At 74.6% G+C, this 15,208-nt stretch carries 14 protein-coding genes; 8 read left to right on the top strand and 6 right to left on the bottom strand.

What is annotated here, in order from left to right; translation table 11 throughout:
- The first annotated feature begins 51 nt into the window (after window positions 1–51).
- Entirely contained in the window at window positions 52–1,158 is a 1,107-nt protein-coding gene (locus EV384_RS32885; protein ID WP_130339554.1) for a substrate-binding domain-containing protein, read from the top strand.
- A gap of 97 nt (window positions 1,159–1,255) precedes the next feature.
- Window positions 1,256–2,530 carry an ROK family transcriptional regulator gene (locus tag EV384_RS32890; protein WP_130339556.1) on the top strand — a complete coding sequence of 425 codons (1,275 nt, stop codon included), beginning with the start codon at window positions 1,256–1,258 and terminating at the stop codon, window positions 2,528–2,530.
- A gap of 58 nt (window positions 2,531–2,588) precedes the next feature.
- Here the strand turns inward: EV384_RS32890 and EV384_RS32895 are convergent, their stop codons facing one another.
- Window positions 2,589–3,548 carry a DNA polymerase domain-containing protein gene (locus EV384_RS32895; RefSeq protein ID WP_130339558.1) on the bottom strand — a complete coding sequence of 320 codons (960 nt, stop codon included), beginning with the start codon at window positions 3,546–3,548 and terminating at the stop codon, window positions 2,589–2,591.
- Between the two features lie 48 nt (window positions 3,549–3,596).
- On the bottom strand, window positions 3,597–4,358 hold the full coding sequence (locus EV384_RS32900; protein ID WP_130339560.1) for an isocitrate lyase/PEP mutase family protein: 762 nt from the start codon (window positions 4,356–4,358) through the stop codon (window positions 3,597–3,599).
- 53 nt (window positions 4,359–4,411) lie between these two features.
- Between EV384_RS32900 and pdxR the strand changes: the two genes are divergently transcribed.
- Window positions 4,412–5,815 carry a MocR-like pyridoxine biosynthesis transcription factor PdxR gene (gene pdxR / locus EV384_RS32905; RefSeq protein ID WP_130340950.1) on the top strand — a complete coding sequence of 468 codons (1,404 nt, stop codon included), beginning with the start codon at window positions 4,412–4,414 and terminating at the stop codon, window positions 5,813–5,815.
- Window positions 5,816–5,913: 98 nt separating this feature from the next.
- Here the strand turns inward: pdxR and EV384_RS32910 are convergent, their stop codons facing one another.
- Window positions 5,914–7,332: an MFS transporter gene (locus EV384_RS32910; RefSeq protein ID WP_130339562.1), complete on the bottom strand. Its 1,419-nt coding sequence runs from the start codon at window positions 7,330–7,332 to the stop codon at window positions 5,914–5,916.
- 100 nt (window positions 7,333–7,432) lie between these two features.
- Between EV384_RS32910 and EV384_RS32915 the strand changes: the two genes are divergently transcribed.
- Window positions 7,433–7,807, top strand: a complete 375-nt coding sequence (locus EV384_RS32915; RefSeq protein WP_207232527.1) for a winged helix-turn-helix transcriptional regulator — start codon at window positions 7,433–7,435, stop codon at window positions 7,805–7,807.
- Between the two features lies 1 nt (window position 7,808).
- Here the strand turns inward: EV384_RS32915 and EV384_RS32920 are convergent, their stop codons facing one another.
- Window positions 7,809–9,008 carry an FAD-dependent oxidoreductase gene (locus EV384_RS32920; RefSeq protein ID WP_130339566.1) on the bottom strand — a complete coding sequence of 400 codons (1,200 nt, stop codon included), beginning with the start codon at window positions 9,006–9,008 and terminating at the stop codon, window positions 7,809–7,811.
- A gap of 57 nt (window positions 9,009–9,065) precedes the next feature.
- Here EV384_RS32920 and EV384_RS32925 point away from each other — a divergent pair, with 57 nt between their 5' ends.
- The 3 genes from EV384_RS32925 (at window position 9,066) to EV384_RS32935 (ending at window position 12,501) form a co-directional block, all read left to right on the top strand.
- Window positions 9,066–9,668: a PadR family transcriptional regulator gene (locus EV384_RS32925; protein WP_130339568.1), complete on the top strand. Its 603-nt coding sequence runs from the start codon at window positions 9,066–9,068 to the stop codon at window positions 9,666–9,668.
- A 77-nt stretch (window positions 9,669–9,745) separates the two neighbouring features.
- Window positions 9,746–10,291: a TetR/AcrR family transcriptional regulator gene (locus tag EV384_RS32930; RefSeq protein WP_130339570.1), complete on the top strand. Its 546-nt coding sequence runs from the start codon at window positions 9,746–9,748 to the stop codon at window positions 10,289–10,291.
- Between the two features lie 29 nt (window positions 10,292–10,320).
- Entirely contained in the window at window positions 10,321–12,501 is a 2,181-nt protein-coding gene (locus EV384_RS32935) for an MMPL family transporter (RefSeq protein WP_130339572.1), read from the top strand.
- A gap of 21 nt (window positions 12,502–12,522) precedes the next feature.
- Here the strand turns inward: EV384_RS32935 and EV384_RS32940 are convergent, their stop codons facing one another.
- A complete protein-coding gene (locus EV384_RS32940) occupies window positions 12,523–13,779 on the bottom strand; it encodes an erythromycin esterase family protein (RefSeq protein ID WP_130339574.1) in 1,257 nt (418 codons plus the stop codon).
- 138 nt (window positions 13,780–13,917) lie between these two features.
- Here EV384_RS32940 and EV384_RS32945 point away from each other — a divergent pair, with 138 nt between their 5' ends.
- Window positions 13,918–14,109: a DUF2795 domain-containing protein gene (locus EV384_RS32945; RefSeq protein WP_130339576.1), complete on the top strand. Its 192-nt coding sequence runs from the start codon at window positions 13,918–13,920 to the stop codon at window positions 14,107–14,109.
- Window positions 14,110–14,244: 135 nt separating this feature from the next.
- Here EV384_RS32945 and EV384_RS32950 read toward each other — a convergent pair whose 3' ends face one another.
- Complete coding sequence (locus EV384_RS32950; RefSeq protein WP_207232528.1) at window positions 14,245–15,150, bottom strand: Gfo/Idh/MocA family protein; 906 nt, start codon at window positions 15,148–15,150, stop codon at window positions 14,245–14,247.
- Window positions 15,151–15,208: the final 58 nt, after the last annotated feature.

Below are 15,208 nucleotides of genomic sequence, written 5' to 3' on the forward strand. Positions count from 1 at the left end.
GGCCACCGACCACTCCCCCGTATCACCTCTCCAGAAGGGCATCACCTAGTCATGCGCAATCTCATTGGCAAGTCGATGGCCATCGGCGCCATCGCGGCGCTGGCTCTGACCGCCACCGCCTGCGGCTCCGGCCGCGACGGGGACTCCGGCGGCTCGAAGGGCGAGACCAAGGGCTTCGCGGCGGACTCCCTGATCGGCGTCGCCCTGCCGTCGAAGACCTCGGAGAACTGGGTCCTCGCCGGTGACCTGTTCACCAACGGCCTGAAGGAGGCCGGCTTCAAGAGCGACGTGCAGTACGCCGGCGCGTCGACCACGGTCGCCGACCAGCAGGCGCAGATCACCGCCATGGTGACCAAGGGCGCCAAGGTCATCGTCATCGGCGCGACCGACGCCGCGCAGCTGTCGACCCAGGTCGCCGCGGCGCACGCGGCCGGCGCGAAGGTCATCGCGTACGACCGGCTGATCACCAACACGCCGGACCTCGACTACTACGTCGCGTTCGACAACTTCAAGGTCGGCCAGCTCCAGGGCCAGGCCCTGCTGGACGGCATGAAGGCCAAGAAGCCGAACGGCCCGTACAACATCGAGCTCTTCTCCGGCTCGCCGGACGACAACAACGCCGGTGTCTTCTTCAACGGCGCGATGAGCGTGCTCAAGCCGGAGATCGACAAGGGCAACGTCGTCGTCGCCTCGAAGCAGACCGACGTCAAGCAGACCGCCATCCAGGGCTGGAAGGCCGAGGGTGCGCAGGCCCGCATGGACCAGCTGCTGACCTCGACCTACGGCAACAAGGAGCTGGACGGCGTCCTCTCCCCGAACGACACGCTGGGCCGCGCGATCATCACCTCGATCAAGGGTGCCGGCAAGCCGATCCCGGTCGTCACCGGCCAGGACTCCGAGGTCGAGTCGGTCAAGTCGATCATGGCTGGCGAGCAGTACATGACGATCAACAAGGACACCCGGAACCTGGTCAAGCAGACCATCGCCATGGTGAAGGCCCTGCAGGCCGGTAACACCCCCGAGGTGAACGACACCAAGTCCTACAACAACGGCGTCAAGGTCGTGGACACGTACCTGCTCCCGCCGGTCGCCGTCACCAAGGCGAACGCGGCCGAGGCGTACGCGAACGACCCGAAGCTCGCGCCGCTCACCAAGTAAGCACCACAGGCTAGTCAGCGACGACCGTCGGGTCCCGGAATCCTCCTTCCGGGACCCTTCGTCGTCATGGCGCCCGACCGCGGAAGGAGACCAGACCGTGGCGACACCCGTACGGTCCGGTCTCCCCCGGCCCGGCCGCAACCCGGCGTTCCCCGTGCCGGCGTCGCCGGGCGCCAGCCAGGAGGAGATCCGCCGGCAGAACCTCGGCGCCCTGCTCCGCCACGTCCACGTGCACGGCCCGACCTCCCGGGCCGAGCTGACCAGCCGGCTCGGCCTCAACCGCAGCACCATCGGCGCGCTCGCCGCCGACCTCGCCGCCACCGGTCTCGTCACCGAGGAGGTGCCGACCACGGCCCGCCGCGCCGGGCGTCCCTCGCTGGTGGTGAGCCCCCGCTCCGACCGCGTCTACGCCCACGGGCTGAGCATCGAGGCGGACCGGCTGCGCGCCGCCCGCATCGGTCTCGGCGGCCGCATCCTCGACCTGCGCGAGGTCGCCCGCCCCTGCGGCGCGTCGACCCTCGACGCCGTCGGCCCGCTGGCCGACCTGGTCCGCGACATGGAACGCTCGGTCGCCGCGGACGCGGTCTTCGTGGGCGGCGCGGTCGCCGTCGCCGACACCACCCGCGACCGCGACGGACGGATCCGCATCGGCGGCGCCGACCAGACGCTCGGCACCGCGCTCGGGGCCGAACTCGCCGTCGGCCCGGGCTTCGTCGCCGCCGACATGGCCGACATCGCCGGCCTCGCCGAACACGTACGCGGCGTGGCGGCGGGCGTCGACGACCTCATCTACCTGCACGGCGACGTCGGCGTCAGCGCCGGCATCATCATCGGCGGCCGGCTGGTCGTCGGCCACCGGGGGCACAGCGGCAAGGTCGGCCACATGGTGGTCAACCGGGACGGCCTGCCCTGCGGGTGCGGCTCGCGCGGCTGCTGGGAGACCGAGATCGGCGAGGCGGCGCTGCTGCGGCACGCCGGCCGGGATCCGGAGGATCGCGGCGCGGTCGCCGAGATCCTGCGCGCGGCCGCCGACGCGGAGCCCACCGCCCGCGCGGCGGTCCAGCGGGTCGCCGACTGGCTCGGTTTCGGCGTGGCCAACCTGGTCAACGTGGTCAACCCGGACACCGTCGTGTTCGGCGGCTACCTGCGCGAGGTCTACGCGGCCGGCACGGAGACGGTCCGCCGCCGCCTGGACGAGATGGCCCTGCCCGCCTCCCGCGAGCACGTGCGGCTGCGGGCGGCGGCGCTCGGCCGGGACGCCCCCCTGATCGGCGCCGCCGAGCTGGCCTTCGACAAGCTGCTGGCGGACCCGCTCAACGCCGGCGTCGCGGGCCAGCCGGTGACCGGCCAGACCGACGACGCGCCAGCCTGACCCTCGGCCTGCGCGGGTAGGTCGCGGACCGCTTCGATCCGCGGCGGTGGAGCGGTCCTCAGCCGCCCTCTCGCCGGGCCCGGGCCCGGCGCCGGCCCTCGTGCATGGCCTGCACCCGGGCCACCGGGATGGTCCGCCCCTCGGCGACCAGGTCGGCGGGGAGCCGCTGCGGCGCGGGCATCGCCGCCGCCCACGGGTCCCGCTCGGCGACCAGCGCCGGTACGGTCCGCACGGTGAAGTCCGCCGGTGTCACCGCGGGCAGGTCGTCCCAGCCCACCGGGAAGGAGACCGGCAGACCGGGCCGGATCCGCGGGCTGTACGCGGCGACCACGGTCGCCCCGCCGGCCCGGGTCGGGTCGATGAAGACCCGGCCGCCCCGGTCCTCCCGGATGAAGGCGGTGGTGGCCAGCGCCGGGTCGAGCCGCTCGGTGTGCACCGCCAGCGCCCGGGTCGCCGCGGCCGCCTCCTCCGCGGTGGTCTCCGCGACCACCGGTACGAAGACGTGCAGGCCCTTCGCGCCGCTGGTCTTCACCGCCCCGGTCAGCCCGACCCCGGCGAGCGCCCGCCGGACCAGCTCGGCGGCCCGGACGACCGTGCCGAACGGGCCCCCCTCCGGCGGGTCGAGGTCGAGCACCAGGTGGGTGGGGCGGTCGGGGTGCGTCGCCGTGCCGAGCGTCGGGTGGTACTCGATCGCCCGCTGGTTGGCGAACCAGAGCAGGGTGCGCCGGTCGTCGCAGAGCGCGTACGACACCTGCCGGTGCGACGCCTCCGCCCAGACCGAGGTGCGGCGCACCCACTCCGGGGTGTACTTCGGCAGGTTCTTCTGCATGAACGGGTCCTGCCCGCGCAGCAGCCGGATCACCGAGAGCGGCCGGTCCCGCAGGCCGGGCAGGATCCGGTCGCGCACCGCGTCCAGATAGTCGACCAGGTCCCGCTTGGTGACGTCCCCGCCGGCGAGCAACGGTTGGTCCAGGTTGGTCAGTGCGACCCCGTCCCGGGTCTCGTCCGCCCCGCTCATCCGCCCACCTTGCCGCCCGTACCGGTCGGGGGCAACCCGACGCGGCGGTCAACCGGCGAACGGGTCGCCACCGGCGGCGAGCGCGGCCAGCATCGCGGCGGCGCGTTGCCGGGCGGCGGCGTACACGCCGGAGCCGAGGCTGACCCGGGCCACCCCGAGCCGGGCCAGCTCCGCCACCCCGGGCGTGCCGGCGCGCAGCAGCACGTTCACCGGGGCGCCGACCGCCGCCACGAACCGCCCGATCAGCTCCGGGTCGGCCAGCAGGATCGGGTACACGCAGTCGGCGCCGGCCGCCCGGTAGCGCCGGGCCCGGCGGACCGCCTCGTCGAACACCGCGGCATGGTCGCCGGTCGCATGCAGGAACACGTCCACCCGGGCGTTGACCACCAGGTCCGGCCCGGCCGCCGCCCGGACGGCCGCGAGCAGCCCCGCCTGCTCGTCCACGTCGCACAACTCCCCCGTACGCGGGTCGGAGTCCTCGAGGTTGAGCCCGGCGGCGCCGGTGGCGAGCAGCCGGTCGACCAGCTCCGCCGGGCGCAGCCCGTACCCGCGCTCCAGGTCGGCGGTGACCGGGACCGGGACCGACCGGACCACCCGGGCCACCGCGGCGAGCATCTCCTCGACCGGGGTGGCCTCGCCGTCGGCGTGGCCGAGCGACTCGGCGACGGCGGCGCTGCTGGTGGCGACTGCCGGGAAGCCGGCGGCGGCGACCGCCCGGGCCGACCCGGCGTCCCAGGCGTTCGGCAGGATCAGCGGGTCGCCGGGGCGGTGCAGGGCACGCAGCGCGGTGGCGGGACGGGAGTCGGTCATGGCCCGATTGTCGGCCAGCGGGCGGCCCGCGCCTAAGCTCCAATCCCGTGCCGATGGACTGGGCCGATTTCGGCGTCGACCTGCACCTGGAGCTGGACGCGACCGGCGGCCGGCGGGCCGGGCTGGAGCGGGCGCTGCGCGCGGCGATCCGCGACGGCCGGCTGCCGCCGTCGACCCGGCTGCCGGCGACCCGGGCGCTCGCCGCCGAGCTGGGCGTCGCCCGGGGTACGGTCAGCGCCGCCTACGACCAACTGGTCGCCGAGGGCTGGCTGGTGGCCCGGGTCGGCGCGGGCACCGAGGTGAGCCCGGAGCGGCCGGCCGCCCCGCCCGGTCCGGCCCCGGCGCCGGCCACCGCCCCACCCCGGTACGACCTGCGGCCGGGCAGCCCCGACGTGGGCGCCTTCCCGGTCGCCGCCTGGCTGCGGTCCACCCGCCGGGCGCTGGCCACCGCACCGGCGACCGCGTACGGCTACGGCGACCCGCGCGGCCGGCCCGAGCTCCGCGCGGCGCTCGCCGGCTACCTGGGCCGGGCCCGGGGCGTGCTGGCCGACCCGGCGCGGATCGTGGTCACCACCGGGTACGTCCAGGCCCTCGTCCTGCTCACCACCGTGCTCCGGGACGCCGGCCGGCCGGTGCTGGCGATGGAGGACCCGGGGCTGCCGTTCCACCGGGAGGTGGTTCGCCGCCAGGGCGGCCGGGTGGTGCCGCTGCCGGTGGACGACCGGGGCGCCCGCGCCGAGCTGCTCGGGACGGGCGAGCTGGCCGACATCGGGGCGACGGTGGTGACCCCGGCTCACCAGTACCCGACCGGGGTGACCCTGCACCCGGCCCGCCGGCACGCGCTGACCGGCTGGGCCCGGGACGCCCGCGCCCTGGTTGTCGAGGACGACTACGACGGCGAGTTCCGCTACGACCGGCAGCCGGTCGGCGCGGTCCAGGGCACCGCGCCGGAGCAGGTCGCCTACGTCGGCACCGCCGCCAAGACCCTGGGGCCGGCGCTGCGGCTGGCCTGGCTGGTGCTGCCCGCCCGGCTGGTCGAGCCGGTGGTGGAGGCCAAGCGCCACCTGGACGTGCAGACCGAGGTGGTCGGGCAGCTCGCGCTCGCCGACCTGATCGACAGCCACGGGTACGACCGGCAGGTGCGTACCGTCCGCCGCCACTATCGGCAGCGCCGGGACCTGCTGCTGGACCGGCTGGGCGGGCGGCTGGTCGGCGGGATCTCCGCCGGACTGCACGCCGTGGTCCCGCTGTCGCCGGGCGGGCCGACCGAGGCGGAGGTGCTGGCCCGGGCGGCGGCGCGGGGGCTGGCCCTGGCGGGGCTGGATCGGCACCGGCACCACCCCGGCGGCCATCCCCCGGGCCTGGTCGTCGGGTACGCCACCCCGCCCTCGTACGCCTACCCGGCGGCGCTGGAGGCGCTGACCGAGGTGCTGCGTACCGCCTCGGCTCCGGCCTGACCGCGCCGCCGGGTCCGGGCGGAGCCCCGCGCCGGCCGGGGAGCGCCGGCCCCGGCCGGCGCTCCCGGTCGGTCACCGGGCCCAGGTGTCCGTGCCGCTCAGCGCGCCGGGACGGGCACCGGCGCGGGTGTCCGGCGCAGGGTGGCCACGGCGACCAGCAGCGCGGTCGTGACCAGGGCGGCGGCCACGCCGAACGCGGTCCGGTACCCGCCGGCCAGGGCCTCCGCCTCGGACCAGCCGGCGCCGCGCAGCCCGGCGGCCCGGTGGGCGGCGAGGGTGGCCAGCGCGGCCAGCCCGAGCGCGCCGCCGACCTGCTGGGTGGTGTTCGCCAGCCCCGAGGCGAGCCCGGCGTCGGCGGGCTCCGCGCCGGCCATGGCGAGGGTGGTGACCGCCGGCAGGGTCAGGCCGCCGGCCACGCCGAAGACCAGCGTCGCGGGGAGCACCTCGGTCGGATAGTGCCCGTCGGCCGGCAGCCGGGCCAGCAGCAGGAAGCCGACGATGGCGAGCCCCAGTCCGGTGACCAGCACCGCCCGCCCGCCGAAGCGGGCGATCAGCCGGCCGGCCAGGCCGAGCGCGACCACCGCGATCAGCACCGGGGTGGGCAGGAAGGCCAGGCCGGTGGCGGCGGGGTCGAGGCCGAGCACCAGTTGCAGGTCGAGGGCGAGCAGGAACTGGAAGCCGAAGAACGCGGCGACGGTCAGGAGCTGCACCAGGTTGGCGGCGACCAGGTCGGGCGTCCGCAGGATCCGGGGCGGCAGCAGCGGCACGGCGGCGACCGTCTGCCGGAACGCGAACGCCGCGAGCAGGGCGGCGGCCAGTCCGGCGGAGCCGAGGGTCCGGGGCGAGGTCCAGCCGTGCTCGCCGGTGCCGACGACGGTGACCACCGTGGCCATCAGGCCGGCGGTGACCAGCACCGTGCCGACCAGGTCCAGCCCGGCCGCCAGCCCGACGCCCCGGTCCGCGGGCACCCGCAGCAGCGCCCCGGCGACGATCAGCAGCCCGATCGGCAGGTTGATCAGGAAGATCGACCGCCAGCCGGCCAGTTCGGTGAGGAACCCGCCCGCCAGCAGGCCGAGCGAGGCGCCGGCCGCCCCGGTGAAGCTGAACACCGCGATGGCCCGGGCCCGTTCGGCCGGGGCGGGGAAGAGCGCGACGACCATGCCGAGCCCGACCGCGGTGGCGAGCGCCCCGCCGGCGCCCTGGAGGAAGCGGGCGACGACGAGCGCCGCCGGGCCGGCCGCCAGCGCGCAGGCCAGCGAGGCGAGGGTGAAGAGGGCGACCCCGGCGAGGAAGACCCGGCGCCGGCCGGCCAGGTCGCCGAGCCGCCCACCGAGCAGCAGCAGGCCGCCGAAGGCGACGAGGTAGGCGTTCACCACCCAGGCCAGGCCCGAGGTGGAGAAGCCGAGGTCGCGCTGGATCGCCGGCAGCGCCACCGCGACGATGCTGCCGTCCAGGATGATCATCAGGCTGCCGGCGCAGAGCACCAGCAGCGCCGGCCAACGATGGGTCCCCGTCATGGAAGGTCCTCCTTGGTGCACGGTTTGTTACCGAGGCCATCGTCTGTGACCATGAGCCGGAGCGGAAGGAGGCACTTCGGTGTCCCAGGGGAACAGTTGTGTGTCCGTCACGGCCGTGCAGGCCCGGGCCTGCACCGTCCGCGAGGCGCTGGACCGGGTGGGCGGGAAGTGGAGCATCGGGATCCTGGTCGCCGCCAGCGAGGGGCCGGTCCGCTTCACCGAGCTGGAGCGGCAGGTCGAGGGGATCAGCCGGCGGATGCTCACGCTGACCCTGCGCAACCTGGAACGCGACGGCTTGCTGCACCGGAAGGTCTACCCGACCGTGCCGCCGAAGGTGGAGTACACCGCCACCCCGATGGCGCTGGAGCTCTACGAATCGCTGGTCGCGCTGACCACCTGGGCGGAACGGCACCGCACGGCGATCAGCGAGGCCCGGGCCGCGTACGACCGGGAGCACGGCGCGCCGACCGGCTGAGTCACTCCTTCACCGGCGCGTCCCAGTCGATGTGGTGGTCGTAGAGCCAGGCCAGTGACCGGCCGTCGTTCCGGGCCACCTGCCGGGCGATGATCGGCAGGGCGAGGTCGCGCATCACCCGGCCGACCGGCCCGGCCACCTTGGTCGTGCTGGTCCGCTTCCCCTGCGCGACCACCCGCTCCACCCGCCGCCGGCGCAGCCGCTCGTACGCCTCGAACGCCGCCGGGACGTCCGGCCGGTCGCGCAGGCAGCGGGCGAGCTGGACGGCGTCCTCGAACGCCATCGCCGCGCCCTGCCCGGAGGAGGGCGCCGCGGTGTGCGCCGCGTCGCCGATGACGACCATGCGGTCCCGGTGCCAGACCGGCACCGACGGCAGGTCGTAGGTGGGCCAGCCGTACTCGATCCGCTCGGTCCGGTCGATGATCGCCAGGGCCGGGCCGGCGTCGCCGGCCAGCAGTTCGCGGAGCTGGGACCGGGCCTGCTCCGGGCCGATCGCGGCGAGCTGCTCGCGGGTCAACTCGGTGGGCTGCGGCGGGTTCGCGAACCACCACACCTCGTCCTCCCCCACCACCACCCAGCAGAAGAAGCACCGCCTGCCGAAGAGCATGTGCATCACCCCGCGCTCGCCGGGCAGCCGCAGCCCCCGGGCGAACCCACCGGCGTTCAGCAGCGGCACGTAGCGGGGGGCGGGCGCCGCCGGGTCGATGATCGTCCGGGTCCGCGAGCGCAGCCCGTCCGCGCCGATCAGCAGGTCCCCCTCGGCGACCCCGCCGTCGGCGAAGCGGGCCCGCACCCCCGAGCCGGTCGGCTCGGCGTCCACCAGCCGGGCGCCGTGCACGATCTCGACGCCCCGGCGCAGCGCCTCGTCCCGCAGCGCCCGGTAGAGGTCGGAGCGGCCGACAGTGCTGCTGCCGAGGCCGCGGGTCCGGGTGCCGCTGGTGCCGAACTCGCCGAGCCGGCGTCCGCGGTGGTTGTGGAGCGCCATCCGGGGCGTCGGGTGGCCCAGCCCGGCCACCAGCCCGTCGAGCCCGATCGCGCGCAGCGCGTCGACCCCGTTGACGGAGAGGGTGAGAAACGCGCCGACGCCGACCGCGTCCCGCTCGTACGCCTCGTGCACCGTCGCGTCGATCCCGGCGCGGCGCAGGGCCATGGCGGCGACCGGGCCGGCCAGGCCGGCACCGATGATGAGAGCTCTAGTCATAAGATGACTATACATAGAATGACCATTGATGGAACCCCCGTCACCTAAGGTGATGACATGGCCGCCCGCGCGCACCGTCGCTCCCCGCTGGCGATGATGGTGCTGGCGCTCCTGGTCGAGGAGCCGATGCACGCGTACCGGATGCAGCAGGTGATCCGGGAGCGCGACAAGCAGGACGTGGTCAACGTCGCGCAGCGCAACAGCATCTACCAGACCATCGACCGGCTCCGCCGGGATGAGCTGATCCGGGTGGCGCACACCGCCCGTGACGAGCGCCGGCCGGAACGCACGGTCTACGAGCTCACCGACGAGGGCCGGCGCACCCTCGACGAGTGGCTCGCCGACGCGCTCGCCACCCCCGCGCGGGAGTTCCCGGAGTTCCCCGCGGCGCTGTCGTTCCTGCCGATCCTGCCGCCGGCCGAGGCGACCCGACAGCTCGAACGGCGGGCCGAGACGCTCGCCACCCGGCTCCGCGAACGCGAGGCGGTGCTGGCCGCGGTGGAGCTGCCCCGCCTCTTCCTGATCGAGGACGAGTACCGGCTGACACTGCTGCGCACCGAGCTGGACTGGGTCCGGCGACTGGTGGCCGAGCTGCGCGCCGGCACGCTGACCTGGTCGGGCGAGTGGCTGGCCGACTGGACCGGCAGCCCGGGCGATTGAGCCCTGTGGCGAACGCCACGCAATCCGTCTGACCGATCGGTCAGGTGCTGACCGATCGGTCAGGCATGCTGGTGGACATGGCACGCCCGACACCCGAGACCCATGGCGAGATCCTCGCCGCGGCGGCGCGGCGGTTCGCCGTCACCGGCTACAAGGGCACCTCGTTGCAGGACATCGCCCGCGAGGTGGGCTGTTCCAAGGCCGCGGTGCTCTACCACTTCGCCAACAAGGAAGCGCTGCTCGGTGAGCTGATGGCCCCGGCCATCGCGGTGCTCCAGGCGCTCGACGAGCGGATCGCCGAGCACACCGGGGCGGCGGCCCAGCGGGTCGCCGCCGAAGGCTTCGTCGACCTCGCCGTCCGCTTCCGGCGGGAGATCGCGCTGCTCCGCGACGAGTTCCCCGACCTGCTCCAGCAGCCCGCCTTCACGCACGTCCAGCAGATCTCCGAACGGCTGCTCGCCGCCCTCGCCGCGCACTCCGACCGCCCCGCCGCCCGAATCGCCGCGATGGTCGTCCTTGCCGGCATCGCCAAGGCGTGCGCCGAGTTCGCCGACGTACCCGACGAGGAGTTGCGGCCGGCGCTGCTGGCCGTGGCTCACCGCGCCCTCGAACCCACCACCTGATCCAGTTCCGCCGAGGACAAGGAACCTTCATGGCCACCCTGCTGTACCGGCTCGGCCGGGCCTCGTTGCGCCACCGGCGACTCGTCGGCGTCGCCTGGCTCGTCGTACTCGTCGGGCTCGGCGTCGCCGCGGCGACCCTCAAGGGCCCGACGGCGAGCAACTTCACCATGCCCGGCACCGAATCCCAGCGCGCGATCGACCTGCTCGCGGACCGGTTCCCGGCGGCCAGCGGGGCCACCGGCACCATCGCGGTCAAGGCACCCCGGGCCGGCCAGCTGATGAGCCCCGGGGGGCAGGGGGTGGTCAGGCAGGTCACCCAGGAGGCGGCCAGCCTGCCCGGGGTGGTCGGCGCGGTCGACCCGTACCAGGTCAAGGCGCTCACCCCGGACGGCCGGTACGCGCTGATCCAGGTGCAGTTCTCCGGCCGCGCGGACGACGTGACCGACGAGCAGCGCGCCGCGTACGAGAAGGTCGGCGCGCAGGCCGAGGCGCAGGGGTGGCAGATCGCCCCCGGCGGTGAGGTGCTGAACTCCGAGCCGGAGGTCGGCTCCACCGAGGCGCTCGGCGTGCTGGTCGCCGCGATCGTCCTGGTCGTCACCTTCGGCTCGCTGGTCGCGGCCGGGATGACCATGCTGAACGCGCTGATCGGCGTGGGCGTCGGCATGGCCGGCCTCTTCGCGCTCAGCGGCGCCGTCGAGCTGACCAGCACCGCGCCGATCCTGGCCCTGATGCTCGGCCTCGCGGTCGGCATCGACTACTCGCTCTTCATCACCTCCCGGCACCGGCAGAACCTGCTCGACGGCCTCTCCCCCGAGGAGGCGGTCGGACGCGCGGTGGGCACCGCCGGCTCCGCCGTGGTCTTCGCCGGCGCCACCGTGGTCATCGCACTCGCCGGCCTGGCCGTGGTGGACATCCCGTTCCTGACCGTGATGGGTCTGGCCGCCGCCGGCACGGTGACCGTCGCCGTGCTGGTCGCGATCACCCTGGCGCCGGCCCTGCTCGGCTTCGCCGGCCGCCGGGTGCTCCCCCGCAGGCTACGCGGGCGCGAGGCGGTCGAGTCCGCCGCCACCGGCTCGGAGGACCGCTCCGGCTTCGGCTTCCGCTGGGCGCACTGGGTGACGAAGCTACGGATCCCGGTCATCCTGGTCGGCCTGCTCGGCCTCGGGCTGCTCGCGCTGCCCGCCCAGGACATGCGGCTCGCGCTGCCGGACGCCGGCAACGCGCCGGCGGGCAGCGCGGCCCGGGTCAGCAACGACCTGATCCGCGAGGGCTTCGGCCCCGGCTTCACCGGCCGGCTCGCGGTGGTCGTCACCGCCGACTCCCCGCAGGCCACCCAGGCAGCCCTCCCGCAGGTCACTGCGCTGATCCAGAGGACCGACGGGGTGCTGGCGGTAGCCCCGCCACAGCTCGACCCGACCGGGCGGACCGCGCTGCTCGGGGTGATCCCGAAGACCGGCCCCACCGACGAGGCCACCGAGACGCTGGTGCACGACATCCGCCGCCAGGTCGCCGGCATCGACCAGGCCGACGTGCTGCTCACCGGCGTCACCGCGATCGGCATCGACGTGTCCGAGAAGCTCTCCGACGCGCTCCCGGTCTACCTGCTGCTGGTGGTCGGGCTCTCCATCCTGCTGCTGATGCTGGTGTTCCGCTCGATCCTCGTGCCGGTCAAGGCGGCGCTGGGCTTCCTGCTCACCGTGGCGGCGACGTTCGGCATCACCGTCGCGGTGTTCCAGCAGGGGCACCTGGCCGACCTGGTCGGCCTGGACACCCCGGGGCCGCTGATCAGCTTCCTCCCGATCCTGCTCATCGGCATCCTGTTCGGCCTGGCCATGGACTACGAGGTCTTCCTCGTCTCCCGGATGCGGGAGGACTTCGTGCACGGTGACACCGCCCGCCAGGCCACCATCAACGGGATGGGGCACGGCGCCCGGGTGGTCACCGCCGCCGCGCTGATCATGATCTCGGTCTTCAGCGGCTTCATCTTCCTCGACGACCCGGTGATCAAGTCGATGGGCTTCGCGCTCGCGATCGGCGTCGCCATCGACGCCTTCGTGGTCCGGATGACCATCGTCCCCGCGGTGATGTCCCTGCTCAACACGAAGGCCTGGTGGCTCCCCCGCTGGCTCGACCGCGTCGTCCCCAACGTCGACATCGAGGGCGAAGGCCTCCGCACCCACCTCGCCGACTCCGAGCCCGCCAGGGTGTGACCGGGTGACCTGCCCGGCCGGTCAGACGCCGGCCGGGTAGGTCTCCATCTCGCCGGGCGCCGTCAGGGCGGGGAGGGGGTGGAGGGCGGTGGCCTCGTCACACCAGATGAAGCCGTCGTAGCGGTCGGCCAGCCGGGTCGGGACGTAGTTGCCCCAGGACTCGAAGGTCGGGTCGTAGACCACCCCGATGGCCCGGTGGTCGGCCGGACCGGTGACCCACTCGGGCTGGTCGGGGCCGCCGAAGACCACCACCGCGCGCTCCGGCATCAGCTCGTGCAGCCGCCGCTCGACCGAGCCCTCCCGGGCCGGCGGCACCACCATCACCTCGGCCGGCGAGCCCCAGCGCGGCGCCGCGATCACGTTCCCCCGGTAGCTGCCGAACCCGACCAGCGCCACCGCCTCCCGGCCGTGCCGTTCCCGGGCGAGCTGACCGATGTTGATCATCCCGTCGGCGGCCATGTCGGTGGCCCGGGCGTCCCCGACATGGGTGTTGTGCGCCCAGACGATCCCCCGGGCGTCCGGGCCGTACAGGTCCAGCAACCGGTCCAGCGTGTCCGCCATGTGGGTGTCCCGGACGTTCCACGACTCCGGGCCACCGGCGATCATCGCCCGGTAGTAGCGCTCCGCGCCGGCCACCACCTCCGCGTTCTGCCAGGCCGCGAAGCAGCCCGGGCCGTCCGCGGCGGCCTGTTCCCGGGTACGCGCCAGCAGCCGTACCACCTCCTCCTCGCAGCGGGCGGAGACGAACCGGCTGGCCATGCCGTACTCCTCGACCCGCTTGCCGTACGGCTCGAAGCAGCGGTACGCCTCCTGCGCCGCCTCCAGCGAGGTTGGGTCCTCCTCGCCCAGATAGTCGAAGATCGCCTGCATCGACTCCCAGAGGCTGTACACGTCCAGCCCGTGGAAGCCGGCCCGTTCGCCCTCCGCCCGCTCCAGGTTCCAGGCCCGCAGCCAACGGCAGTAGCGGGCCACCTCAGCGTTGGCCCACATCCAGGTGGGCCAGCGTTCGAAGCGCTCCAGGGCGGTCTGCGGGTCAGCCAGCCCGCCCGGGGCGCCGACCACCGAGCGGTGCACCCGGTCGCAGTCCGGCCAGTCCCCCTCCACCGCCACGAAGTCGAAGCCCTCCTCGGCGATGAGCCGCCGGGTCAACTGTTCCCGCAGCCGGTAGTAGTCGTAGCTGCCGTGCGTCGCCTCGCCGATCATCACGATCCGGGCGTCCCGGACACGCTCCAGCAACGGGTCGAAATCGCTCGGCGCGCCGAGCCGCTGTACCAGCATGCCCGCGGCTACCCGGGTCCCGCGCGGGCAAACCGGCACCCGGTCCGCGCCAGCGGCCGACCGAGACCGGCATCACGGCAGGGCGGCGGGTACGGCGCCGGCGGGCATGGCGGCGGGCGGAGCGGGTAGCCGGCCGGCATGACCGTCACCGGGGTGCAGTTGCAGGAGTTTCTGGCCGGGCTCGACTACCCGGTCTCCCGCGAGGACCTGGTCCGCTGGGGCCAGGAGAACGGGGCCAGCACCGAGATGTTGCAGATGCTGCGGGCGCTGCCCGCGGAGCAGTTCGACTCCCCCGCCGAGCTGGGCGAGGCGCTGAGCACCCTCGCCTGAGGCGGGCGGGTCAGCCCACCGTGACGCTGACCGTGTGCCAGCCGGTGGCGCCGTCCGGACACGGGGGGCGGCGCTGCTCCGGCTGCACCGCGTCCGCCTCGGCCCGGGGGTCCGGCGGCCCGGCGGGAACCGCGGTCAGCCGGGAATGGTGACGGTGCGCCCCTCGGCGCGGGCCGTCTCGGCGGCGTCCAGCACCGCGACCACCTCGCGGCCGAAGCGGACGTCGCAGCGGTGGTCCCGGGTGCCCGCGTCGATCTCCTCCAGGAGCTGGTCGATCGCCGTGCCGAACGCGGCCAGCACGCTGCCGTCGCCGGGCGGCACCGTCTCCGTGCCGTTCTCGCCGAAGAAGACGAAGTCCCGGGTCACCGCCTCCGGCGGGGAGTCCAGGGTGAGCGACATCGTGCTCGTCGCCCCGCCGTCGTGGGTGAGCAGCAGGTGCACCAGGCCGCTCGGACCGTCCATCGCGGCCACCCGGCTGACCCGGCCGAGCACCGGCAGGATGAGGGAGAGCGCGTGCGGGCCGATGTCCCAGAGCGCGCCCCGGTCCCGCCGCCACTGCGAGTTCCCGTACGGGTTCCCCGGCTGGTAGATGGAGGCGAACATGGTGGCCCGGGCGTGCTGCCAGCCGCCAGCCGCGGCGGTGGCGGCGAGGAAGCCGGTGACGTTCGGGTGGTACCGCTGGGTGAAGAAGACCACCGAGGCCACGCCGGACGCGTCGGCCGCGGCGACCACCCGGTCGGCGTCGGCGAGGCTGAGCGCCAGCGGCTTGTCCAGCAGCAGGTGCCGGCCGGCGGAGGCGGCCCGGACGGCGATGTCGGCCTGCACGTCCGGCGGCAGCGCCACGGCGATCGCGTCGCACGCCTCGATGAGCGCGTCGACGTCGTCGAAGACCGGTACGCCGTGCCGCCCGGCCAGCGCCGCGGCCTTCTCCCGGTCCCGACCCCAGACCCCGGTGAGTTCGGCGCGCGGGTGCGCGTCGATGGCCGCGGCGTGCGTCTCCGCCGCCCAGTGACCGGTGCCGAACAAGCCGAACCGCAGCACGAGGTACTCCCGCTTCCGTCGTCCGCCACGGCGACCCGTGGCCGTGATCCACGCTAGT

Origin of the sequence: Micromonospora kangleipakensis, from assembly GCF_004217615.1 — a bacterium.
Lineage (GTDB): Bacteria > Actinomycetota > Actinomycetes > Mycobacteriales > Micromonosporaceae > Micromonospora > Micromonospora kangleipakensis.